Genomic DNA, 24,013 nt, shown 5'->3' with positions numbered 1-24,013 from the left:
AATCTTACTCTTAACAAATTACTTTAACTTTCGAGCGCAGCTTTCAGTGCTGCATCAAGTTATTGGTCAAAAGTATCCGTCAGATTCTCGTTGCACCTCCTTTTATGCTCCTAAATCTCCGTTCTGTAAGGGTTTTCCTTTAATCCGCGCCTTGACGGTGTGGTGGGCGCATTCCTATAGTGTGCGCAAGTGGCGGAAAGTGGCATGAAGTGGGTTTTTTGAGCTCAAAACGATAAAAATTGGAGAAACGCAGACGTGTTTCGCGGAGCTAACGCTATCAGTCTCGATGCAAAGGGCCGTCTCGCCATGCCGAGCCGGTACCGTGACGAGCTCGATTCGCGCAGTTCTGGCCAATTGATCGTGACCATTGATGCCGTTGATCCGTGTTTGTGTGTCTATCCGCTCGACGAGTGGGAAATTATTGAAACCAAGTTGCGCGCGCTTCCTTCGCTTCGCGAAGAGAACCGTCGCCTGCAACGTTTGCTGATTGGTAATGCCGTCGACCTTGAACTCGATGGCAGTGGTCGTTTTCTGGTTCCACCGCGTCTGCGCGAATACGCCAAGCTCGATAAGCGCGCGATGCTGGTAGGCCAACTGAACAAGTTCCAATTGTGGGACGAGGATGCATGGAACGCGGTATCTGCCGCTGACCTTGCTGCTATTCAACAACCGGGCGCGATGCCTGATGAACTGCGTGATTTGATCCTGTGACTATTGATAGCGGCTTTAACCACATCACCGTACTGCTTGACGAAGCCGTCGAGGCTCTCGCCGTACGTCCTGATGGCTGCTATCTGGACGGCACGTTCGGGCGCGGCGGACACAGCCGGTTGATCCTCAGCCAGCTCGGCACGGACGGCCGGCTCATCGGATTCGACAAAGATCCACAAGCGATTGCCACCGGGCAAACGCTAGCGGCCGAAGACGGCCGCTTTGTCGTTGTGCAGCGCAGCTTTGCCGAACTGGGTTCGGTGGTTGCCGAGCAAGGTCTGGCCGGCAAGGTCAGCGGCATTCTGCTTGACCTCGGCGTGTCTTCGCCGCAGCTCGACGACGCTGAGCGCGGCTTCAGTTTCCTCAACGACGGCCCGCTCGACATGCGCATGGACCCGTCCCGTGGCATCAGCGCTGCCGAATTCGTCAACACCGCGCCGGCTGAGGAAATCGCCCGGGTGTTCAAGGAATACGGCGAAGAACGTTTCTCCGGTCGTATGGCCCGCGCCGTCGCCGAGCGTCGCGATATCAAGCCGTTCGAGCGCACTGCCGATCTGGCCGAAGTATTGAAAGTCGCCAACCCGGCATGGGAAAAGGGCAAGAACCCGGCCACCCGTGCATTCCAGGGTTTGCGTATTCACGTCAACAACGAACTGGGTGATCTGGAAGCCGGCCTCGAAGCCGCGCTGGACGCGCTGGAAATCGGCGGCCGCCTGGTGGTGATCAGCTTTCACTCGCTGGAAGACCGTATCGTCAAACTGTTCATGCGCAAACTGGTGAAAGGCGAAGCCGACAACCTGCCGCGCAACCTGCCGGTGCGCCATGTCGCGTTCGAACCGAAAATCAAAGTCCATGGCAAAGCGCAGACGGCCTCCGACGCCGAACTCAAAGCCAACCCACGTTCCCGTAGCGCCGTCATGCGCGTCGCGGAGAAGCTGCGGTGAGCAAGCTTTTCGCCAAGCCACTGCCCGGCGGCAGCTTTCTGATGCTGCTGCTGTTTATCGGCGTGCTCGTCTCGGCCATCGCCGTGTCGTACAGCGCGCACTGGAACCGGCAGTTGCTCAACACCCTTTATAACGAACTCAGCGTGCGCGACAAGGCGCAGGCCGAGTGGGGTCGCTTGATTCTGGAGCAGAGCACCTGGACCGCGCACAGCCGCATCGAAGTGCTGGCCACCGAACAACTGAAAATGCACATTCCGGGCGCGGCTGACGTGAAGATGGTGGCGCCATGATGAAACTCGAAGGCGCACTGTTCCCATGGCGCTTCCGCCTGATGGTGGCGCTGCTCGGCGTGATGGTCGCGGCGATCTGCTGGCGCATCATCGACTTGCAAGTGGTTGACCGTGACTTCCTCAAAGGTCAGGGCGATGCGCGCAGCCTGCGTCATATTCCGATTCCGGCTCACCGTGGTCTGATCACCGACCGTAACGGCGAGCCTTTGGCCGTAAGTACCCCAGTGACCACGCTGTGGGCCAACGCCAAGGAAATGCAAACGGCCAAAGAGAAGTGGCCGGCACTTGCTGCCGCGCTGGGTCAGGATCCGAAAGCCCTGACCGAACGCCTCGAAGCCCAGGCCAACAAAGAATTCATTTATCTGGTGCGCGGGCTGACCCCCGAGCAAGGCCAGGCTGTGCTCGATCTGAAAGTCCCTGGTGTCTACGGCATCGAAGAATTCCGCCGGTTCTACCCGGCCGGTGAAGTCACCGCGCACATGGTCGGTTTTACCGACATCGATGACCACGGTCGTGAAGGTGTCGAGCTGGCTTATGACGAATGGCTCGCCGGGGTGCCGGGCAAACGACAAGTCATCAAGGATCGGCGCGGTCGGCTGATCAAGGATGTTCAGGTCACCAAAAACGCCAAGGCCGGCAAGCCCTTGGCGTTGTCCATTGACCTGCGTCTGCAATATCTGGCCAACCGCGAACTGCGCAACGCGATCATTGAGAACGGCGCGAAGGCCGGCAGCCTGGTGATCATGGACGTCAAGACCGGCGAGATTCTCGCCATGGTCAACCAGCCGACCTACAACCCGAACAACCGTCGCAATCTGCAACCGGCAATGATGCGTAACCGCGCGATGATCGACGTGTTCGAACCGGGTTCGACCATGAAAGCCATCTCGATGGCGGCTGCAATCGAAACCGGCCGCTGGAAACCGAGCGACACCGTCGAGGTGTATCCGGGCTCCCTGCAGATCGGCAAATACACGATCAAGGACGTTTCCAAGAGCGAAGGTCCGGTGCTCGACTTGACCGGCATCCTGATCAATTCCAGTAACGTCGGCATGAGTAAGGTCGCGTTCGATATCGGCGGCGAAACGATTTTCCGTCTCGCGCAGAAAGTCGGTCTCGGCCAGGACACCGGCCTCGGCTTCCCGGGCGAACGTGTCGGCAACCTGCCGAACTACCGCGATTGGCGCAAGGCTGAAACCGCGACCCTGTCCTACGGCTACGGTATTTCCGTGACCGCGATTCAGTTGGTGCACGCGTTCTCGGCACTGGCCAACAACGGTCGTCTCGCGCCGTTGACCCTGATCAAAACCGACAAGCCGCCGCAGACCACGCAAGTGCTGCCGGAAGCCGTGGCGAAAACCTTGCAAGGCATGCTCACCCAGGTGATCGAAGCGCCGCGCGGCGTGTTCCGTGCGCAGGTGCCGGCGTATCACGTGGCGGGTAAGTCGGGTACTGCGCGTAAGACCTCGGTGGGTACCAAGGGCTACGCGGAAAACTCTTATCGCTCGCTGTTTGCCGGTTTCGGCCCGATGAGCGATCCGCGTTACGCCATCGTTGTCGTGATCGATGAGCCAAGCAAGGCCGGTTACTTCGGTGGTCTGGTTTCCGCGCCGGTGTTCAGCCGTGTGATGTCCGGCACCCTGCGTCTGATGAACGTAACGCCGGACAACTTGCCGACCACACAGCAGGCCAACGCCACCCCGGTCATACCGCTGAAAGCCAATGGAGGGCGCGGCTGATGTCATTAAGTCTGAACAAGATATTCCCCCACGCCGGCCACGATCTGTTGATCCGTGAATTGGCGCTGGACAGCCGCAACGTACGCGCGGGCGATTTGTTCCTCGCCGTGCCCGGCGGCAAATTCGATGGCCGTGCACACATTGCCGATGCTCTGGCGCGCGGCGCTGCCGCTGTGGCCTATGAAGTGGAAGGCGCCACCGTGCTGCCGATCACTGACGTGCCGCTGATTCCGGTCAAAGGCCTGGCCGCGCAACTGTCGGACATCGCCGGGCGTTTTTACGGTGAGCCAAGTCATCACCTGAACCTGATTGGCGTGACCGGTACCAACGGCAAGACCAGCGTGACTCAATTGGTTGCGCAGGCGCTGGATCTGCTCGGCCAGCATTGCGGCATCGTCGGGACCTTGGGTTCCGGCTTCTATGGCGCACTGCAAAGCGGTCTGCACACCACGCCGAATCCGATCGCCGTGCAAGCGACCCTGGGCGACCTGAAAAAGGCCGGCGCCAAAGCCGTGGCCATGGAAGTGTCGTCCCACGGTCTGGATCAGGGCCGCGTGACGGCGCTGGCGTTCGACGTGGCGGTGATGACCAACCTGTCCCGCGATCATCTGGATTATCACGGCACCATGGAGGCGTACGCCGAGGCCAAGGCCAAGCTGTTCGCCTGGAATGATCTGAAGTGCCGCGTGGTCAACCTCGACGACGATTTCGGCCGGCAGTTGGCCGCGGAAAAACGTGAATCGCGCTTGATCACCTACAGCCTGCTCGACAGCAGCGCTTACCTGTTCTGCCGCGAAGCACAGTTCGACGACCACGGCGTGCGCGCCACGCTGGTTACGCCGCAGGGCGAACATCATCTGCGCAGCACCTTGCTCGGTCGTTTCAACCTGAGCAACGTACTGGCAGCCGTCGGTGCCTTGCTCGGTCTGGATTACGCGCTCGACGAAATTCTCAAAGTACTGCCGAAACTCGAAGGCCCGGCCGGGCGCATGCAGCGTCTTGGTGGTGGCACTCAGCCGTTGGTGGTGGTCGATTACGCGCACACCCCGGACGCGCTGGAAAAAGTCCTGACCGCGCTGCGCCCGCACGTTAAAGGTCAGCTGCTGTGCCTGTTCGGCTGCGGCGGTGACCGTGATCGCGGCAAGCGTCCGTTGATGGCCGAAGTGGTCGAACGTCTGGCCGATCAGGTGCTGGTCACCGACGACAATCCGCGCACCGAAGATCCAGCAGTGATTTTCGACGACATCCGCGCCGGCTTCACGGCAGTGGATAAAGTCACCTTCGTCGCCGGCCGGGGCCAGGCGATTGCGCAACTGATTGCCGGCGCCTCGGCTGATGACGTGATTGTTCTGGCCGGTAAAGGTCACGAGGACTATCAGGAAATCAACGGCGAGCGCCATGCCTTCTCTGATCTGGTCGAGGCTGATCACGCCCTGACCGCGTGGGAGGTGGCCCATGCTTAAGGCCCTCAAACTCAGCGAACTGACCAACGCGCTCGACGCCCGTTTGATCGCCGCCGATGCCAGTTTCGACGGCGTCAGCATCGACAGCCGTGCGATCCAGCCGGGTCAACTGTTTATAGCGTTGACCGGCCCGCGTTTCGACGGTCATGACTACTTGAACGATGTCGCCGCCAAAGGCGCCGTCGCTGCGCTGGTCGAACGTGAAGTTGCCGACAGCACGCTGCCGCAACTGCTGGTCAAGGACACCCGACAGGCCCTCGGCCAGTTGGGCGCGCTGAACCGTGCCGCGTTCACTCAGCCAGTTGCTGCGATCACCGGCTCCAGCGGCAAGACCACGGTCAAGGAAATGCTCGCGAGCATCCTGCGCACGCGCGGTCCGGTGCTGGCGACCCGTGGCAATCTGAACAACGACCTCGGCGCGCCGCTGACCCTGCTCGAATTGGCCCCGGAACACACTTCGGCGGTGATCGAACTGGGCGCCTCGCGTCTGGGTGAGATCGCTTACACCGTTGGCCTGACCAAGCCGCACGTGGCGATCCTGAACAATGCCGGCACCGCGCACGTCGGTGAGTTTGGCGGCCCGGAAAAAATCGTCGAAGCCAAAGGCGAAATCATCGACGGTCTGGCAGCTGACGGCATCGCCGTGCTCAACCTCGATGACAAAGCCTTCGGCATCTGGAAGACCCGTGCGGGCGCGCGCAAAGTGCTGACCTTCGCCCTGAGCAACACTCGGGCGGATTTCTACGCCAGTGACTTGAGCACCGATGCTCGTGGTTGCCCGGCTTTCAATCTGCACACACCTGAAGGTGTCGAGCACGTTCAACTGAACCTGCTCGGCACCCATAACGTCGCCAATTCCATGGCTGCCGCCGCTGCCGCGCACGCCTTGGGCGTGTCGCTGTTCGGCATCGCCACCGGGCTTGGCGCCGTGCAACCGGTCAAGGGTCGCACCGTCGCGCAACTGGCGAAGAACGGTATGCGCGTGATTGATGACACTTACAACGCAAACCCCACCTCGATGTGCGCAGCCGTTGATATACTCGCCGGCTTTTCCGGCCGCACCGTCCTGGTGCTCGGAGATATCGGCGAGTTGGGCGATTGGGCGGAGCAGGGGCACCGCGACGTGGGCGAGTACGCCCGGGGCAAGGTTTCCGCGCTTTATGCCGTTGGGCCAAACATGGTTCACGCCGTAAACGCTTTCGGTGAACAGGCGTATCACTTCGGCAGCCAAGCCGAACTGATTCAGGCCCTCGACGCCGAGCAGGACACAAACACCACCATTTTGATCAAGGGTTCGCGCAGTGCGGCGATGGAAAACATCGTTGCGGCTCTGTGCGGGTCCAGTCTGGAGAAACATTAATGCTGCTGCTGCTAGCGGAGTATCTGCAACAGTTCTACAAAGGCTTCGCGGTCTTTCAGTACCTGACCCTGCGCGGGATTCTCGGTGTACTGACCGCGCTGGTTTTGTCGCTGTGCTATGGCCCGTGGATGATCCGCACCCTGCAGAACCGTCAGATCGGTCAATCCGTGCGTAACGACGGCCCGCAATCGCACCTGTCCAAGTCGGGTACACCGACCATGGGCGGCGCGCTGATTCTGTCTTCGATTGGTGTCAGCACACTGCTTTGGGCTGACCTGAGCAACCGTTACGTCTGGACTGTTTTACTGGTGACTCTGCTGTTCGGCGCCATCGGTTGGGTCGACGATTACCGCAAGGTCATCGAGAAGAACTCCCGTGGCTTGCCGAGCCGCTGGAAGTATTTCTGGCAGTCGGTGTTCGGCCTCGGCGCGGCGATCTTCCTTTATATGACCGCCTCCACCCCGGTGGAAACCACGCTGATCCTGCCGATGCTCAAGGATTACAGCATTCCGCTGGGCCTTGGTTTCATCGTGCTGACTTACTTCGTGATCGTCGGTTCGAGCAACGCGGTCAACCTGACTGACGGCCTCGATGGCCTGGCGATCATGCCAACCGTGATGGTTGGTGGTGGCCTCGGCATCTTCTGCTACCTGTCGGGTAACGTGAAATTCGCTGAATACCTGTTGATCCCTTACGTGCCGGGCGCGGGTGAACTGATCGTGTTCTGCGGTGCGCTGATCGGTGCCGGCCTTGGCTTCCTCTGGTTCAACACCTATCCGGCGCAAGTGTTCATGGGCGACGTCGGTGCCCTGGCACTCGGCGCGGCACTGGGCACCATAGCGGTGATCGTCCGTCAGGAAATCGTCCTGTTCATCATGGGCGGTGTGTTCGTGATGGAAACCCTGTCAGTCGTCATTCAGGTTGCGTCCTTTAAGCTGACCGGTCGCCGTGTGTTCCGCATGGCACCGATACACCACCATTTTGAACTCAAGGGCTGGCCCGAGCCGCGCGTGATCGTCCGTTTCTGGATCATCACCGTGATTCTCGTGCTGATCGGCCTTGCCACCCTGAAGCTGAGGTAGAACGAGTGTCTCTGATCGCTTCTGACCACTTCCGCATCGTTGTCGGCCTCGGCAAGAGCGGCATGTCCCTGGTTCGCTTCCTGGCGAACCGGGGCACGTCGTTTGCCGTGGCGGACACGCGGGAAAATCCACCGGAACTGGCCACGCTCAAGCGTGACTATCCGCACGTGGAAGTGCGTTGTGGCGAGCTGGACGTCGAATTCCTCTGCCGTGCCGACGAGCTCTACGTGAGCCCCGGCCTGGCGCTGGCGACCCCGGCCCTGCAAGCCGCTGCGGTCCGTGGCGTGAAACTGTCCGGCGACATCGAGCTGTTCGCGCGTAACGCGCAGGCGCCGATCGTGGCCATCAGCGGTTCCAACGCGAAAAGCACCGTCACCACCCTGGTCGGCGAAATGGCGGCTGCGGCCGGCAAACGTGTCGCTGTCGGCGGCAACCTCGGCACCCCGGCGCTGGATCTGCTCAGCGACGACGTCGAGCTGTACGTGATGGAGCTGTCGAGCTTCCAGCTGGAAACCACCGACCAGCTCAACGCCGAAGTGGCCACCGTGCTGAATATCAGCGAAGACCACATGGATCGCTATAGCGGCCTGCCGGCTTACCACCTGGCCAAGCACCGGATCTTCCGTGGCGCCAAGCAGTTCGTGGTCAACCGTCAGGATGCGCTGAGCCGTCCGTTGATGGGCGAGGGTCAGCCATGCTGGACCTTCGGCCTGACCAAACCGGATTTCAAGGCCTTCGGTATCCGCGAAGAAGATGGCGAGAAGTATCTGGCCTTCGAATTCCAGAACCTGATGCCAGTGCGCGAATTGAAGATTCGTGGCGCGCACAACCAGTCCAATGCCCTCGCGGCGCTGGCGCTCGGTCATGCCGTGGGCCTGCCGTTCGACGCCATGCTCTCGGCCTTGCGCACGTTCGCCGGCCTCGAACACCGTTGCCAGTGGGTGCGTGATCTCGACGGCGTCGCTTACTACAACGATTCCAAAGCGACCAACGTTGGCGCCGCACTGGCCGCCATCGAAGGCTTGGGCGCGGACATCGACGGTAAGGTCATTCTGATCGCCGGTGGCGATGGCAAGGGTGCCGAATTCAACGACTTGCGTGATCCGGTCGCGGCCAACTGCCGCGCCGTGATCCTGATGGGCCGCGACTCCGACAAGATCGGCGCAGCCATCGGTGATGCCGTGCCACTGATTCGCGCGACCTCGCTGGTCGACGCCGTTGCGCAATGCCGCGCCGCTGCCCAACCGGGTGATGTGGTGCTGCTGTCGCCGGCCTGCGCCAGTTTCGACATGTTCAAGAATTACGAAGACCGTGGTCACCAGTTCGTCCGCGCTGTGGAGGAATTGGCATGAGCCTGCGTAATATCATCAAACCGTATCCGTCACCGATCATCACCGGGCGCGGGATCGACCTCGACTTCCCGATGCTCGCCGGTTGTCTGGCGCTGCTCGGCCTCGGCCTGATCATGATTGCCTCGGCGTCCACCGAAGTGGCGGCCGCACAGTCCGGCAGCCCACTGTATTACATGATCCGCCACCTTATTTATGTGGTGCTGGGCCTGGGCGCGTGCATCGTCACCATGATGATTCCGATTGCCACCTGGCAACGCCTCGGCTGGCTGATGCTGATCGGTGCGTTCGGTTTGCTGGTAATGGTGATCATCCCCGGCATCGGTCGCGAAGTGAACGGTTCGATGCGCTGGATCGGTTTCAGCTTCTTCAACGTGCAGCCGTCCGAGATCGCCAAAGTGTTCGTGGTGATCTACCTCGCCGGTTATCTGGTGCGGCGTCAGAAGGAAGTGCGCGAAAGCTGGATGGGCTTCTTCAAGCCGTTCATCGTGCTGCTGCCGATGGCCGGCCTGCTGCTGATGGAGCCGGACTTCGGCGCCACCGTGGTGATGATGGGCGCTGCGGCGGCCATGCTGTTCCTCGGCGGGGTCGGGCTGTTCCGCTTCTCGCTGATGGTGGTGTTGGCGGTCGGAGCGGTGGTCTTGCTGATTCAAATGCAGCCGTACCGAATGGCGCGTCTGACCAACTTCGCTGACCCGTGGGCCGACCAGTTCGGCGCCGGCTATCAGTTGTCGCAAGCCTTGATCGCGTTCGGTCGTGGCGAATGGCTCGGCGTCGGTCTGGGTAACAGCGTGCAGAAGCAGTTCTACCTGCCGGAAGCGCACACCGACTTCGTGTTCTCGGTTCTGGCTGAAGAATTGGGCGCCGTCGGTTCGCTGTGCACCGTCGCCCTGTTCGTGTTCGTGTGTATTCGTGGCATGTACATCGGTCTGTGGGCGGAAAAAGCCAAACAGTTCTTCGCCGCTTACGTGGCGTACGGCCTGTCGTTCCTGTGGATTGGTCAGTTCCTGATCAACATCGGCGTGAACGTCGGCCTGCTGCCAACCAAAGGTCTGACCTTGCCGTTCCTCAGTTATGGCGGCAGTTCGTTGGTGATCTGCTGTGCCTGCCTTGGCTTGCTGCTGCGGATCGAGTGGGAGAGTCGAACCCATTTGGGCAGCGAAGAGATGGAATTCCATGAGAGCGACTTCGCCGAGGAGCCGAATCATGGGCGCTAACGTATTGATCATGGCCGGCGGCACCGGCGGCCACGTGTTCCCGGCGCTGGCCTGTGCCCGCGAGTTTCAGGCGCGCGGCTACACCGTGCACTGGCTCGGCACACCACGCGGGATCGAAAACGAACTGGTCCCGGCCGCTGGGCTGGAACTGCACCGGATCAACGCCACCGGCCTGCGCGGCAAGAGCAAACTGTCGCTGCTCAAGGCGCCGTTCATGCTGCTCAAGTCGGTATGGCAGGCGCGGGCGATCATTCGTCGCTTGAAGCCAGTGTGTGTGGTCGGCTTCGGTGGTTATGTGACTGGCCCCGGTGGTCTTGCCGCGAAACTGGCCGGTGTGCCGGTGATCGTTCACGAGCAGAACGCTGTGGCCGGCACCGCCAATCGGTTGCTGGTGCCGTTCGCCGCCCGGGTGTGTGAAGCGTTCCCCGACACCTTTACTCTGTCGGACACCCGCCGTACCACCGGAAACCCGGTGCGCAGCGAGCTGTTCCTCGACACATCGCGACCTGCTCTGGCCGGTCGCAAAGCGCGTTTGCTGATCCTCGGCGGAAGCCTGGGCGCAGAACCGTTGAACAAATTGCTGCCTGAAGCCCTGGCCCAAGTCGCTGCCGATTTGCGCCCGGAAGTGTTTCATCAGGCCGGCAAAAACCACGATGAAGTGACTGCAGAGCGCTACCGCGCCGCCGGCGTCGATGCGCAGGTGCAGCCGTTCATCAAAGACATGGCCCAGGCCTATGGCTGGGCTGACCTGGTGGTGTGCCGCGCAGGCGCGTTGACCATCAGTGAGCTGGCTGCCGCCGGTCTGCCCTCGATGCTGGTGCCTTTGCCCCACGCGATCGACGATCACCAGACTCGCAACGCCGATTATTTGGCCCGCGAAGGCGCTGCCTTCCTGATGCCACAAAGAACGACTGGTGCCGCGGACCTTGCCGCGCGCCTGACAGAGGTCTTGATGCAACCGCAACGACTCGAAGATATGGCCCAAGCGGCCCGCCGTCTGGCGAAACCCGATGCCACCCGTAGCGTGGTCGATACCTGTCTGGAGGTGGCTCATGGTTGAGAATCAGAAAGCCATGCCGCAACCGGAAATGCGCCGCATCCGTCGCATCCACTTCGTCGGCATCGGCGGCGTGGGCATGTGCGGTATCGCCGAAGTGTTGTTGAACCTGGGCTATGAAGTCTCCGGTTCCGACCTGAAAGCGTCGCCGGTGACCGAGCGTCTGGAATCGTTCGGCGCGCACATCTTCATTGGTCACCGTGCCGAGAACGCCGCTGCCGCCGACGTGCTGGTGGTGTCGAGTGCTGTGAACACCTCTAACCCGGAAGTGGCGAACGCGCTTGAGCGTCGTATTCCGGTGGTGCCGCGTGCCGAGATGCTCGCCGAACTGATGCGCTATCGCCACGGCATCGCCGTTGCCGGTACGCACGGCAAAACCACCACCACCAGCCTGATCGCTTCGGTGTTCGCCGCCGGTGGTCTGGACCCGACGTTCGTCATCGGTGGTCGTCTGAATGCCGCGGGCACCAATGCCCAGCTTGGCACCAGCCGTTACCTGATCGCCGAAGCCGACGAAAGCGATGCGAGCTTCTTGCACCTGCAACCGCTGGTGGCCGTGGTTACCAACATCGACGCCGACCACATGGCGACCTACGACGGTGACTTCAACAAACTGAAGAAAACCTTCGTCGAGTTCCTGCACAACCTGCCGTTCTACGGTTTGGCAGTGATGTGCCTGGACGATCCGGTGGTGCGTGAAATCCTGCCGCTGGTGAAACGTCCGACCGTGACCTACGGCTTCAGCGAAGACGCTGACGTGCGCGCGATCAATATTCGCCAGCAAGGCATGCAGACGTTCTTCACCGTGCTGCGTCCGGATCGCGAGCCGCTGGACGTGTCGGTGAACATGCCCGGCAACCACAACGTACTCAATTCGCTGGCGACCATTTGCATCGCCACTGACGAAGGCGTCAGCGATGAAGCCATCGTCCAGGGCCTTTCGGGCTTCCAGGGCGTTGGTCGGCGCTTCCAGGTTTACGGCGAACTGCCGGTGGACGGCGGCAACGTGATGTTGGTCGATGACTACGGTCACCACCCGACCGAAGTCGCCGCAGTGATCAAAGCCGTACGCGGTGGCTGGCCGGAGCGCCGTCTGGTGATGGTCTACCAGCCGCACCGTTATAGCCGCACCCGCGACCTGTACGACGATTTCGTCAATGTACTGGCCGACGCCAACGTGCTGCTGCTGATGGAAGTCTATCCGGCCGGCGAAGAGCCGATCCCGGGTGCCGACAGCCGCAAGCTGTGCAACAGCATCCGCCAGCGCGGTCAGCTCGACCCGATCTACATCGAGCGTGGCGTCGATCTGGCGCCGCTGGTCAAGCCGCTGCTGCGTGCCGGCGACATCCTGCTGTGCCAGGGCGCCGGTGATATCGGTGGTCTCGCGCCGAAGCTGTTGAAAAGTGAATTGTTCGCTGGCGCCGTGGCGGCGTCGGTCGAGGGGAAGTTGAAATGACTGCTGCCTACGCCAAGCTGTTTTCCACTATCGCGCCGAAAGACTTCGGCCGTGTCGCCGTGCTCTTCGGTGGCCTGAGTGCCGAGCGTGAGGTGTCGCTGAAATCCGGTAACGCCGTACTCGACGCGCTGCAAAGCGCTGGCGTGGACGCGTTCGGCATCGACGTTGGCGAAGACATTCTGCAACGGCTGCTCAGCGAAAAGATCGACCGCGCGTTCATCATTCTTCACGGCCGTGGCGGTGAAGACGGCTCCATGCAGGGCCTGCTTGAAGTAGCGGGCATTCCGTACACCGGCAGCGGCATCCTCGCTTCGGCACTGGCGATGGACAAACTGCGCACCAAGCAGGTCTGGCACAGCCTCGGGATTCCGACGCCGCGTCACGCCGTGTTGTGCAGCGAAGCCGATTGTATTTCGGCGGCGACGGAACTGGGCTTCCCTTTGATCGTCAAACCGGCGCATGAAGGTTCAAGTATCGGGATGGCCAAAGTGAGTTCTGCGTCCGAGTTGATCGACGCATGGAAAGCGGCCAGTACCTACGATTCGCAAGTCTTGGTTGAGCAATGGATTCAAGGTCCGGAGTTCACCATCGCCACCCTGCGTGACCAGGTGTTGCCTCCGATTGCCCTGGGTACACCGCACACGTTCTACGACTACGACGCCAAGTACATCGCCAACGATACCCAGTACCGCATTCCGTGCGGGCTGGATGCCGCCAAGGAACAGGAACTCATGGATCTCACGGCCAAGGCCTGTGAGGCGCTGGGTATTGCCGGTTGGGGCAGGGCGGACGTGATGCAGGACGCCGACGGGCAGTTCTGGTTCCTGGAAGTGAACACCGCACCGGGTATGACCGATCACAGTCTGGTGCCGATGGCCGCGCGTGCGGCCGGTCTGGATTTCCAGCAACTGGTTCTGGCTATTCTGGCCGCCAGTGTTGAAGACGCTCGAGGTTAAGACGATGCAAGGCGCTCAGCTCCGACATCAGCCTCCCGCACCCGGCCGCAAGCCGGTGCCACGGGGTGCCAGCCGAATGGTGGCGAAAGAGCCGATGTCCGCGCGCCTGCCGAAAGCCAATTTCGGCTTTCTGAAAAGTCTGTTCTGGCCAGTGCTGCTGGTGGTGCTGGGCTTTGGTACTTACGAAGGTGCAACGCGTTTGCTGCCGTACGCCGACCGGCCGATCACCAAGATCGCCGTGCAAGGCGACCTGAGCTACATCAGCCAGCAAGCGGTGCAGCAGCGGATCGCCCCGTACGTGGCGTCGAGCTTCTTCACCATCGACCTGGCCGGTATGCGTACCGAGCTTGAGCAGATGCCGTGGATCGCCCACGCCGAAGTACGTCGGGTGTGGCCGGACCAGGTGGTGATCCGCCTCGAAGAGCAACTGCCGGTGGCGCGTTGGGGTGATGAGTCGTTGCTGAACAACCAGGGCCAGGCGTTTACGCCCAAGGAACTGGCGAACTACGAACATCTGCCACAGCTGTTCGGTCCACAACGGGCCCAGCAGCAAGTGATGCAGCAGTATCAGGTGCTGAGCCAGATGCTGCGGCCGTTGGGCTTCTCGATTGCACGCCTGGAACTGCGTGAACGCGGGAGTTGGTTCCTGACCACCGGTGCCGGCAGTTCCGGCCCCGGCATCGAGTTGCTGCTGGGACGCGGCAACCTGGTGGAAAAGATGCGCCGCTTTATCGCCATCTATGACAAGACGCTTAAAGACCAGATTACGAACATTGCGCGCATCGATCTGCGCTACGCCAACGGCCTCGCTGTTGGCTGGCGGGAACCTGTAGCGCCGACGACAGCCCAACCCGCTGTCGCGAAGAATTAAGAAGAGGCAGGACCCATGGCAAACGTGCAAAGCGGCAAAATGATCGTCGGTCTCGATATCGGCACCTCCAAGGTGGTGGCGCTGGTCGGCGAGGTTTCCGACGACGGCTCGCTGGAAATCGTCGGGATCGGTACCCATCCGTCCCGTGGCCTGAAGAAGGGCGTGGTGGTCAACATCGAGTCCACCGTGCAATCGATCCAGCGCGCGATCGAAGAAGCCCAACTGATGGCGGGCTGCCGCATTCACTCGGCGTTCGTCGGTGTGGCGGGCAATCACATCCGCAGCCTGAACTCCCACGGCATCGTCGCGATCCGCGATCGTGAAGTCAGCTCGGCCGACCTTGAGCGCGTGCTTGACGCCGCTCAGGCCGTGGCGATTCCGGCTGACCAGCGCGTGCTGCACACCCTGCCGCAGGATTACGTGATCGATAACCAGGAAGGCGTTCGTGAGCCTCTGGGCATGTCCGGCGTACGTCTGGAAGCCAAGGTTCACGTAGTCACCTGCGCCGTCAACGCCGCACAGAACATTGAAAAATGCGTGCGTCGCTGCGGTCTGGAAATCGACGACATCATTCTCGAGCAACTGGCCTCGGCCTACTCGGTACTGACCGACGACGAGAAAGAACTGGGCGTGTGCCTGGTCGACATCGGCGGCGGTACCACCGACATCGCGATCTTCACCGAAGGCGCGATCCGCCACACCGCAGTGATCCCGATTGCCGGTGATCAGGTGACCAACGACATCGCCATGGCGTTGCGCACTCCGACCCAGTACGCCGAAGAAATCAAGATCCGCTACGCCTGCGCCCTGGCCAAACTGGCCGGTGCCGGTGAAACCATCAAGGTGCCGAGCGTTGGCGACCGTCCACCGCGCGAACTGTCGCGTCAGGCCCTGGCCGAAGTGGTCGAGCCGCGTTACGACGAACTGTTCACGCTGATTCAGGCCGAGCTGCGTCGCAGCGGCTACGAAGACCTGATCCCGGCCGGCATCGTGCTGACCGGTGGCACTTCGAAAATGGAAGGCGCCACTGAACTGGCCGAAGAAATCTTCCACATGCCGGTGCGCCTTGGTGTGCCGCATGGCGTGAAGGGCCTGGATGACGTGGTGCGCAACCCGATTTATTCCACTGGCGTTGGTTTGTTGATGTACGGCCTGCAAAAGCAGTCCGACGGGGTTTCGTTCTCCGGCATCGGCAGCCGCGACAGCTACAGCAACGAAGAGCCACAGGCGCCGTTGCTGGACCGATTGAAGAAGTGGGTTCAAGGCAACTTCTAAAGCTTTACCGCAACACCGCAACAAACAGCAGTAGGCGAAAAAACTAGAGAATGTAAGGAGAGGGAAAATGTTCGAACTCGTAGACAACATCCCCGCAAGCCCGGTAATCAAAGTTATCGGTGTTGGCGGTGGCGGCGGCAACGCTGTCAATCACATGGTCAAGAGCAACATCGAAGGCGTTGAATTCATCTGCGCCAACACTGATGCTCAAGCGCTGAAAAACATCGGCGCGCGTACCATTCTGCAACTGGGTACCGGCGTGACCAAAGGTCTGGGCGCTGGCGCCAACCCTGAAGTAGGTCGTCAGGCCGCTCTCGAAGACCGTGAGCGCATTGCCGAAGTCCTGCAGGGCACCAACATGGTGTTCATCACCACTGGCATGGGCGGCGGTACCGGTACCGGTGCTGCGCCGATCATCGCCGAAGTGGCCAAGGAAATGGGCATTCTGACCGTTGCTGTCGTAACGCGTCCGTTCCCGTTCGAAGGCCGCAAGCGTATGCAGATCGCCGATGAAGGCATCCGCATGCTCTCGGAAAGCGTCGACTCGTTGATCACCATTCCCAACGAGAAGCTGCTGACCATCCTCGGTAAAGACGCCAGCCTGCTGTCGGCTTTCGCCAAGGCTGACGATGTACTGGCCGGTGCCGTTCGCGGTATCTCCGACATCATCAAGCGTCCGGGCATGATCAACGTCGACTTCGCCGACGTACGTACCGTGATGAGCGAAATGGGCATGGCGATGATGGGCACTGGCTGCGCCAGCGGTCCGAACCGTGCACGTGAAGCCACCGAAGCGGCGATCCGCAACCCGCTGCTGGAAGACGTGAACCTGCAAGGCGCACGCGGCATCCTGGTGAACATCACTGCCGGTCCTGACCTGTCCCTGGGTGAGTACTCCGACGTGGGTAGCATCATCGAAGCCTTCGCTTCCGAGCACGCGATGGTCAAGGTCGGTACTGTTATCGATCCGGACATGCGCGACGAGCTGCACGTAACCGTGGTTGCCACCGGTCTGGGCGCGAAAATCGAGAAGCCTGTCAAGGTCATCGACAACACCGTTCACACCTCCATGGCTTCCGCCCAGGTGCAACAACCGGCTGCGGCCCGTCAGGAAGCGCCAGCGGTGAACTACCGTGATCTGGACCGTCCGACCGTCATGCGCAACCAGGCTCAGGCCGGTGCTGCGGCTGCCGCGAAGATGAATCCGCAAGATGATCTGGACTACCTGGACATCCCGGCTTTCCTGCGTCGTCAGGCCGATTGATGGAATGTATCAGGGCTATGAAGGTGATTGGTGTTCAGCAAAGGCATGGTCTGCTATCATCGCCAGCCTTTGTTGATACCAGTTCGCAATTTGCGCTGAAGCGGCCCAAGCCATGATTAAACAACGCACACTGAAAAATATTATCCGTGCCACAGGTGTAGGCCTGCACTCCGGTGAGAAGGTCTATCTGACCCTCAAGCCTGCGCCTGTCGACACTGGCATTGTGTTTTGTCGCGCTGACCTCGACCCTGTGGTGCAGATTCCTGCCCGCGCGGAAAACGTCGGTGAAACCACTATGTCGACGACGCTGATTAACGGCGACGTCAAAGTGGACACGGTAGAGCACTTGCTCTCGGCCATGGCTGGCCTGGGCATCGATAACGCCTACGTCGAGCTCTCCGCGTCCGAAGTCCCGATCATGGATGGCAGCGCTGGACCCTTCGTATTCCTGATTCAATCGGCAGGCCTGGAAGAACAGGACGCCGCCAAGAAATTCATCCGCATCCTGCGTGAAGTGACAGTGGAAGACGGCGACAAGCGCGCCACTTTCGTCCCTTTCGAAGGGTTCAAGGTGAGCTTCGAGATCGATTTCGATCACCCGGTATTCCGGGACCGCACCCAAAGTGCAAGCGTGGATTTTTCCAGCACTTCGTTCGTAAAAGAAGTCAGCCGCGCCCGTACCTTTGGTTTCATGAGTGATATCGAGTACCTGCGCAAGCACAACCTCGCACTCGGCGGCAGCGTTGAAAACGCAATCGTGGTCGATGCTGATGGCGTGTTGAACGAAGACGGTCTTCGCTATGAAGACGAATTCGTGAAGCACAAGATCCTCGACGCGATTGGCGACCTGTACCTGCTGGGTAACAGCCTGATTGGTGAGTTCAAAGGCTTCAAGTCCGGTCATGCACTGAACAACCAGCTGCTGCGCAAGTTGATTGAGCAGACAGACGCTTGGGAAGTGGTGACGTTCGAAGACGCCAGCACCGCACCAATCTCTTACATGCGCCCGGTTGCGGCGGTGTAAGTAAAAAACCTCTCTAGTTTTTTGAAGGCCATCCTCGGATGGCCTTTTTTTATGCCTGCAATTTTTGTGTTGCCTGGGCCGGCCCCATCGCGAGCAGGCTCACTCCTACATTTGAAATGCATTCCCCTGTAGGAGTGAGCCTGCTCGCGATAGGGCCGGTGAAGCCACTACATCTATCAGGAAGCCACCACCACCCGATTGCGCCCACCTTCCTTGGCCTGATACAGCGCCTTGTCCGCCGCAAACAACAACTGCTCCAGCGTCATCTCACTCGCCGCCGTCCAGCTCGCAATGCCGATACTCACGGTCATCGGCCGCTCGGCCCCGTCGACCAACGGCAACTGCTCCACCGCCTGACGAATATGCTCGGCTATCTGCTGTGCGCCATGGCCATCGGTCTCGGCGAGAATCACCGAAAACTCTTCACCTCCGTAGCGCGCCACCAGATCCGTCGGTCGCCGCACATTTTCCGTGATGACCCTGGCCAGCGTCTTCAGCGCCTGATCTCCAGCCTGATGTCCATGCCGGTCATTGAAGGCCTTGAAGTGATCGGCATCGATCATCATCACCGACATCGCTTTGCCCGAGCGCTGGGCGCGGAACCACTCATGACGCAGTGCCTGATCGAGCATGCGCCGATTGGCCACTCCCGTCAGTGCATCGGTAGCGGCCAGTTGCGCCAGCTCGCGCTCGGCCCGTTGACGCAAGCGCAACTCGCGAGCCAGCAGCCAGGTCAGCCACAGCAACCCCACGCACAACACCCCAGTGGCGCCGCTGATCAACAGGGCGGTACGACGCCATGTGCCGAACACCTCGTCGCTGGACAGCGCGACCATCACCGTCAGTGGCAGATTGCCGACCCGCGAATAGGTATAGAGGCGTTGTTGATGGTCCATGCTCGAGGTGCTGGTAAAACTGCCATTGCCATCCTTGTCACCCAGAATACGCACGACATTCGGTCGGTTGCCGTAGCTCTTGCCGATGGAATCGCTTTGCAGATACGGCTTCTGCGCCAGCAGGACGCCGTCGTTGTTGATGATGTTCAGCGTGCTGTCTTTGCCAATGTCGAGGCTGTTGAACAACTGATCGAAGTAATCGAGTTTCATCGACGCCACGGCTACCCCGGCGAACTCACCGGTTTGCGAGGAAATCCGTCGACTGAAGCTGATGCGCCACTGATTGGCCTCGTCGCAGTCGCAACGGGTCTTGAACGGGCGGCTGATAAACATGCCGACATCGCGATTGAATGCGTGGGCGAGGAAATAATCGCGGTCGGCAAAGTTGCCCGGTTTCGGCTCGATCCGCGAGGAGTCGGCAATCACATCTCCGTGTTTGTCGAGGAGCAGTATGTCGCCCTTGAAGCGCGCGGTGGTCGAGCGGTCGAACAGCGCCAAATGGCGGATCTGCGGTGAGACATCTTGCAGGTCATCGCGCTGGGCGGCGGCGATCAGGCCTTGCAGGGTCAAGTCGTACAACTCGACGGTGCGCAGGACATCGGCGTCGATCAACTGGGCGATGGTGGTGGCACTGCGGGTCGCCGATTCCTGAGCGTTGGCATGCTCGCGGATCAGGAGGAACGTGACGATGCACAGAATCGCGATCACGGTCAGCGAACTGCCGCAGATCAGCAGCAACTCGGGGCGTCCGGTCTTGCCCGCAACGGGAGGGGTACGGCTCGCAATCATGATTGGGCTGTCGGTTGGGGAAAGTCTTATAAGCGTAGTTGCACAACACCACCGAAGCGCCTGACGCAAAATACCTGTGGGAGCGAGCTTGCTCGCGAAGGCGTTGTGTCAGCCAACATCAATGTTGCTGAAAGATCGCCTTCGCGAGCAAGCTCGCTCCCACAGGGTTGGTCATTGCTTGAGCTATCGGAGTGAGTCTGCAGTCAGCTTAGCGCGGATCTTAGAAGACGTTGATCGGGTAGTCGATGACAACACGGTATTCATCTGTGTCCGAATCAATCACGCCGTAGCCGTTGCCGCCTCGGTTGGTCGCCCATTGCAGGTGGACTGCCAGATCCTTGGCCTGACCGCTCTGCACTACGTACTTAACGTCGAGATCGCGTTCCCAATGCTTGGCGTTGCGGCCATCGGCGCTGTACCAGTTGGAATAGCCTTTGCTGTCGGGGTCAACCTTGGTCAGGTCGACAGTGCCGCGCGAGTAGGACACCGACGAGGTCAGTCCCGGCATGCCGATACCGGCGAAGTCATAAGCGTATTTGAGCTTCCACGAGCGCTCGTTCGGGCCGTTGAAGTCAGAATACTGCTGTGAGTTATCCAGATAAACGCTGTCGCCCTGGCTGATGTAGTCGAACGGCGTGTTGCCGTTGACCCGCTGATACGCGGCGGTAACGCTGTGATTACCGACGCCAACAGTGAAATGCAGGCTGTAGGTGTTGTTGTCGATGTTGCCCAGTAGCGCATCACCGGTGTCTTGCGTGTGATAGAAGTGCAAGCTCGGGTTGAGGCTGACCAGATCGTTCAACTGCCACGTGTAGTCGAGGTCGTAGTAATACTGGTTCCAGATGTCCTTCAACTCAGAGGCATAAAGACTGCTGGTCAGGCCTTCGACACCGCTCCACGCCACGCCGGCCCAGTTCAGGTGCTGGCTCTCATCGCCGTCGGCAACAGTGCCGTAGGAAGTACCGATGCGCGTGTGCCCACTCTGGTTGTAAGGCTTGGTGAAACTGGCTTGGCCGCCTTCGATCAACCAGCCGTCGAAGCTGTGGTTGGTCAGGCTCACACCACGGAAAGTCTGCGGCAGCATGCGCGTATCACCGCCGGCGATGACCGGGTTGGTGAGGAACAGGTCACCGGCCTTCAACTCGGTATCGAACGCGCGCATTTTCAACGTGCCGCCCGCCGTGGAGAACGCCCCCGGCGCTTTGCCGCCATTCTCTCTGACCGGCAGGATGCTCGAGCCGTCGGTGCCGCCACCGCCATCGAGCTTCAACCCGAGCATGGCGTGGGCATCGATGCCGAAACCGACCGTACCTTCGGTGTAGCCCGACTTGAAGACCCCGAGAAAGCCCTGGCCCCACTCGATGTTGTCGTCCGCCTTCTGCAAGCGGTTGCGATTCATGTAGTAGTTGCGGGCGTTGAGGTTGAGGCTTGAACCCTCGACAAAGCCATCTTTGGCAGGCTCGTCAGCGTGAGCGGCAGGGGCAATCGTTGCGGCAATTGCAATGAACAGCGGGGTGCAGCGAACTGGGTAACGCACGTGCGATGGAGCTCCTTGGGTCAACTGGCCCTTCAATGGCTTGAGGGCTTGATGTTTCTTGTTGTTACAGACGAACCAAACGGCTTTCAGACCACAACGAAAAAAGGCCGCTGAAAGGCAGCGGCCTGGAATGACGACGGTTGAACGGGAAGAGCCAAACAACCGCGTCGAGGGAAACGTTGGCGCGGTGCGCGACTCAGCTGTCTTTCTCGGCAGCCTGAGCCTGTGAAGTGGCAGCCTGCGGGGCTTGCGTGGCGTCTTGTGCCTTGGCCATCACTTCGGCCTGATGCTGATCGAAGGCCTGCGCGCGAGCGATATTTTGCGCTACGAACGACTGCGATTCTTCAGCCATCGCCATCGGCGACAGGATCAATGAGGACAAAACGAAAGCGCTGGCAATACCCATACTGTTGGACATCTTGAAAACCTTCTCGCTTGGCGAGTGCTGTTTGGTGCGGGCAAAGATAAGGTCGCCGGGCGTTGGGAAACAGCGTGATTTTCATAAATGACTGTTACAGCAGAAGCAAAAGTCACCCCCTCACCCCAACCCTCTCCCCCAGGGGGGCGAGGGGGAAAGGGAGCAGATCTTCATGCTTTTCAAAGCCTGAGTTCGACGGGATATTTCAGGTCGGCGTACTTCGAAAGAGCACCACGGTAAGTCCCCTCTCCCTCGGGGAGAGGGTTAGGGTGAGGGGCTTTTCAGACCGGCAAATAAATCCCGAAGGTATTCATCCCCCGATCACTGCGCACAAACACATCGCCGCCATGCATCAGCGCAATCGCCTTGACGATCGCCAGCCCCAGCCCATGGTTATTGCCACTGTTGCTGCGCGAGGCATCGACCCGATAAAAGCGCTCGAACAAGCGCGGCAAATGCTCGCTGGCAATCGGCGAACCGGGGTTGGCCACGCCGATACTCACCTGCTGCTCTTTAACCTCGATGTGCACCTCGATCACCTGACCCGCGCCGGTGTGCTGCACCGCGTTGCTGAGCAAATTGATCAACGCCCGACGCAAATGCGCGACCTCGATCTGCACCTGCGCATCGCCGCTGACCTGCACCTCAACCTGCGCGTCTTCGAGAATGAAATCCAGATATTCCAGGGTCGTTGCCACCTCATCCGCCAGCGACGTCGAGGTCAGTTTGGTCGCCTTGTTGCCCTGGTCGGCACTGGCCAGAAACAGCATGTCGTTGATGATCGAGCGCAGCCGTTCCAGCTCTTCCAGATTGGATTGCAGCACTTCGAAATAATGTTCGGCAGAACGCCCACGGGTCAGCGCCACCTGAGTCTGGCCAATCAGATTGGTCAGCGGCGAACGCAGCTCATGAGCGACATCGGCGTTGAACGATTCCAGCCGCGAGTAGGCCTGCTCAACCCGTTCCAGCGTCGAGTTGAAGGAGTCGACAAACTGCTCAAGTTCCGGTGGCAGCGGCGACAGACGCAAGCGTCCGGCCCGCAGCGGAGGCGCCAGTCGTTGAGCTTCATGGGACAGTTTGATCAGCGGTTTGAGACCAATCCGCGCGACCCAATAGCCCAGCGCCGAAGCCATCAGCACACCGACAATCGCCAGCCCGATCAAGGCAATCAGCAGGTTGTGCTGCGTCTCATGAAAGGTCTCGGTATCGATGCCGATCATGAACCGTAGCGGCGGACGCTGATCCTTGGCCGGCAACTCGGTCAGCAGCACTTTCAGTGGATAAGGCTGGCCGGGCAACTGCAAGTCATGCATGCCCAACGGGCCTTTGGCAAAAGTACGGATCGCCGCATCGGGCTGACCGTATTCGTAACCCGGATCACCGCTCACCACCCAGAAACGAATGCGTTTGTCCTCTTCACCCAGCAGCTTCAATTTGGCGTTGATCTTCACCCAATGCTCGGGCGTACCGAAGCGATTGAGCGCTGATTCGAGCACGCTGTAACGCGCATCCAGCTCGGCTTCCGGCAGCAGACCCAAGCCTTTATCGACCTGTTGATACAGCGCGCCGCCGATCAACAGAAACACCAGCAGCGCCACCAGCGTGAACATGCCGCTCAGGCGCAGGGCAATCGAGTTACTGGACACCACGGCTCTCCAGCACATAACCCATGCCACGAATGGTGTGCAGCAGTTTCTCGTCGAACGGCCCGTCGAGCTTGGCGCGCAGGCGTTTGATTGCGACTTCGACAACGTTGGCATCGCTGTCGAAATTGATGTCCCAGACCATCTCGGCGATGGCGGTTTTCGAAAGGATTTCACCTTGCCGGCGGGCGAGAACGCTCAACAGGGAGAACTCTTTGGCGGTCAGATCCAGTCGCGTGCCGGCGCGGGTAGCCTTGCGGCTGATCAAATCTATCCACAGGTCGGCGATGCTCACCTGCACCGGTTCATGGCCGCCACTGCGCCGGGTCAGCGCTTGCAGGCGCGCAACCAGTTCAAGGAAGGAAAACGGTTTGCCGAGGTAATCGTCGGCACCGTCGCGCAGGCCTTTGATGCGGTCTTCGACGCGCTCGCGGGCGGTGAGCATGATCACCGGGGTCTGCTTGCGCGCACGCAACGCGCGCAGCACGCCGAAGCCATCAAGGCCCGGCAACATGACGTCGAGGACGATCACCGCGTAGTCGCTTTCCAGCGCCAGATGCAGGCCTTCGACGCCGTCGCGGGCCAGATCCACGGTGTAACCCTGTTCCGTCAGACCGCGGTGCAGATAGTCCGCGGTTTTTTCCTCGTCTTCGATAATCAGAACGCGCATGA

The 24,013-nt window shown here is 60.4% G+C and carries 21 protein-coding genes; 16 read left to right on the top strand and 5 right to left on the bottom strand.

Annotation, left to right across the window (positions count from 1 at the left end; all coding sequences use genetic code 11):
- Window positions 1–255: 255 nt before the first annotated feature.
- The 16 genes from mraZ to lpxC all read left to right on the top strand — a co-directional run bounded on the left by mraZ (window position 256) and on the right by lpxC (window position 18,058).
- The gene (mraZ, locus tag AB4O01_RS14910) at window positions 256–711 is read left to right on the top strand and encodes a division/cell wall cluster transcriptional repressor MraZ (RefSeq protein WP_007917012.1); all 456 of its coding nucleotides are present in this window, start codon (window positions 256–258) and stop codon (window positions 709–711) included.
- Window positions 708–1,655 carry a 16S rRNA (cytosine(1402)-N(4))-methyltransferase RsmH gene (gene rsmH / locus AB4O01_RS14905; protein WP_371748248.1) on the top strand — a complete coding sequence of 316 codons (948 nt, stop codon included), beginning with the start codon at window positions 708–710 and terminating at the stop codon, window positions 1,653–1,655. Before mraZ ends, rsmH begins: the two co-directional genes overlap by 4 nt.
- Window positions 1,652–1,945: a cell division protein FtsL gene (gene ftsL / locus AB4O01_RS14900; protein WP_007917008.1), complete on the top strand. Its 294-nt coding sequence runs from the start codon at window positions 1,652–1,654 to the stop codon at window positions 1,943–1,945. Before rsmH ends, ftsL begins: the two co-directional genes overlap by 4 nt.
- Window positions 1,945–3,684, top strand: coding sequence for a peptidoglycan D,D-transpeptidase FtsI family protein (locus AB4O01_RS14895; RefSeq protein ID WP_175559568.1), 1,740 nt, complete (start codon window positions 1,945–1,947; stop codon window positions 3,682–3,684). Before ftsL ends, AB4O01_RS14895 begins: the two co-directional genes overlap by 1 nt.
- Window positions 3,684–5,147, top strand: coding sequence for a UDP-N-acetylmuramoyl-L-alanyl-D-glutamate--2,6-diaminopimelate ligase (locus tag AB4O01_RS14890; RefSeq protein ID WP_093430687.1), 1,464 nt, complete (start codon window positions 3,684–3,686; stop codon window positions 5,145–5,147). Before AB4O01_RS14895 ends, AB4O01_RS14890 begins: the two co-directional genes overlap by 1 nt.
- On the top strand, window positions 5,140–6,507 hold the full coding sequence (locus AB4O01_RS14885) for a UDP-N-acetylmuramoyl-tripeptide--D-alanyl-D-alanine ligase (RefSeq protein WP_460088966.1): 1,368 nt from the start codon (window positions 5,140–5,142) through the stop codon (window positions 6,505–6,507). The genes AB4O01_RS14890 and AB4O01_RS14885 overlap by 8 nt, the downstream gene beginning before the upstream one ends.
- Window positions 6,507–7,589, top strand: coding sequence for a phospho-N-acetylmuramoyl-pentapeptide-transferase (mraY, locus tag AB4O01_RS14880; RefSeq protein WP_007917000.1), 1,083 nt, complete (start codon window positions 6,507–6,509; stop codon window positions 7,587–7,589). The genes AB4O01_RS14885 and mraY overlap by 1 nt, the downstream gene beginning before the upstream one ends.
- A 5-nt stretch (window positions 7,590–7,594) precedes the next feature.
- Entirely contained in the window at window positions 7,595–8,941 is a 1,347-nt protein-coding gene (murD, locus tag AB4O01_RS14875; protein WP_460088965.1) for a UDP-N-acetylmuramoyl-L-alanine--D-glutamate ligase, read from the top strand.
- The gene (ftsW, locus tag AB4O01_RS14870; protein WP_007916996.1) at window positions 8,938–10,155 is read left to right on the top strand and encodes a putative lipid II flippase FtsW; all 1,218 of its coding nucleotides are present in this window, start codon (window positions 8,938–8,940) and stop codon (window positions 10,153–10,155) included. The genes murD and ftsW overlap by 4 nt, the downstream gene beginning before the upstream one ends.
- The gene (murG, locus tag AB4O01_RS14865) at window positions 10,145–11,215 is read left to right on the top strand and encodes an undecaprenyldiphospho-muramoylpentapeptide beta-N-acetylglucosaminyltransferase (protein ID WP_460088964.1); all 1,071 of its coding nucleotides are present in this window, start codon (window positions 10,145–10,147) and stop codon (window positions 11,213–11,215) included. Before ftsW ends, murG begins: the two co-directional genes overlap by 11 nt.
- Entirely contained in the window at window positions 11,208–12,668 is a 1,461-nt protein-coding gene (murC, locus tag AB4O01_RS14860; protein WP_016987574.1) for a UDP-N-acetylmuramate--L-alanine ligase, read from the top strand. The genes murG and murC overlap by 8 nt, the downstream gene beginning before the upstream one ends.
- Window positions 12,665–13,624 (top strand): D-alanine--D-alanine ligase, encoded by a 960-nt coding sequence (locus AB4O01_RS14855; protein WP_093430684.1) that lies wholly within the window; start codon window positions 12,665–12,667, stop codon window positions 13,622–13,624. Before murC ends, AB4O01_RS14855 begins: the two co-directional genes overlap by 4 nt.
- Before the next feature lie 4 nt (window positions 13,625–13,628).
- Window positions 13,629–14,495, top strand: coding sequence for a cell division protein FtsQ/DivIB (locus AB4O01_RS14850; RefSeq protein WP_053123632.1), 867 nt, complete (start codon window positions 13,629–13,631; stop codon window positions 14,493–14,495).
- Window positions 14,496–14,510: 15 nt separating this feature from the next.
- The gene (gene ftsA, locus AB4O01_RS14845; protein WP_007916987.1) at window positions 14,511–15,770 is read left to right on the top strand and encodes a cell division protein FtsA; all 1,260 of its coding nucleotides are present in this window, start codon (window positions 14,511–14,513) and stop codon (window positions 15,768–15,770) included.
- Window positions 15,771–15,837: 67 nt separating this feature from the next.
- Entirely contained in the window at window positions 15,838–17,034 is a 1,197-nt protein-coding gene (gene ftsZ / locus AB4O01_RS14840) for a cell division protein FtsZ (protein WP_007916986.1), read from the top strand.
- 112 nt (window positions 17,035–17,146) lie between these two features.
- Window positions 17,147–18,058, top strand: coding sequence for a UDP-3-O-acyl-N-acetylglucosamine deacetylase (gene lpxC / locus AB4O01_RS14835; RefSeq protein WP_007916984.1), 912 nt, complete (start codon window positions 17,147–17,149; stop codon window positions 18,056–18,058).
- Between the two features lie 176 nt (window positions 18,059–18,234).
- On the opposite strand, the gene AB4O01_RS14830 is transcribed toward lpxC, so the two are convergent.
- From AB4O01_RS14830 to AB4O01_RS14810, 5 genes are all read right to left on the bottom strand, one after another.
- On the bottom strand, window positions 18,235–19,743 hold the full coding sequence (locus AB4O01_RS14830) for a sensor domain-containing diguanylate cyclase (protein ID WP_460088963.1): 1,509 nt from the start codon (window positions 19,741–19,743) through the stop codon (window positions 18,235–18,237).
- Window positions 19,744–19,963: 220 nt separating this feature from the next.
- Window positions 19,964–21,280: an OprD family porin gene (locus AB4O01_RS14825; RefSeq protein WP_460088962.1), complete on the bottom strand. Its 1,317-nt coding sequence runs from the start codon at window positions 21,278–21,280 to the stop codon at window positions 19,964–19,966.
- 196 nt (window positions 21,281–21,476) lie between these two features.
- Entirely contained in the window at window positions 21,477–21,698 is a 222-nt protein-coding gene (locus AB4O01_RS14820) for a hypothetical protein (protein ID WP_093430681.1), read from the bottom strand.
- A gap of 281 nt (window positions 21,699–21,979) precedes the next feature.
- The gene (locus AB4O01_RS14815) at window positions 21,980–23,344 is read right to left on the bottom strand and encodes a heavy metal sensor histidine kinase (RefSeq protein ID WP_093430680.1); all 1,365 of its coding nucleotides are present in this window, start codon (window positions 23,342–23,344) and stop codon (window positions 21,980–21,982) included.
- Window positions 23,334–24,011, bottom strand: coding sequence for a heavy metal response regulator transcription factor (locus tag AB4O01_RS14810; protein ID WP_007916978.1), 678 nt, complete (start codon window positions 24,009–24,011; stop codon window positions 23,334–23,336). The genes AB4O01_RS14815 and AB4O01_RS14810 overlap by 11 nt, the downstream gene beginning before the upstream one ends.
- Window positions 24,012–24,013 lie beyond the last annotated feature (2 nt).

The sequence above is a fragment of the Pseudomonas sp. S2_E02 genome (assembly GCF_054668355.1).
Note: the sequence above shows the minus strand (reverse complement) of the source record. Positions and strands in the feature narration are given on the sequence as shown.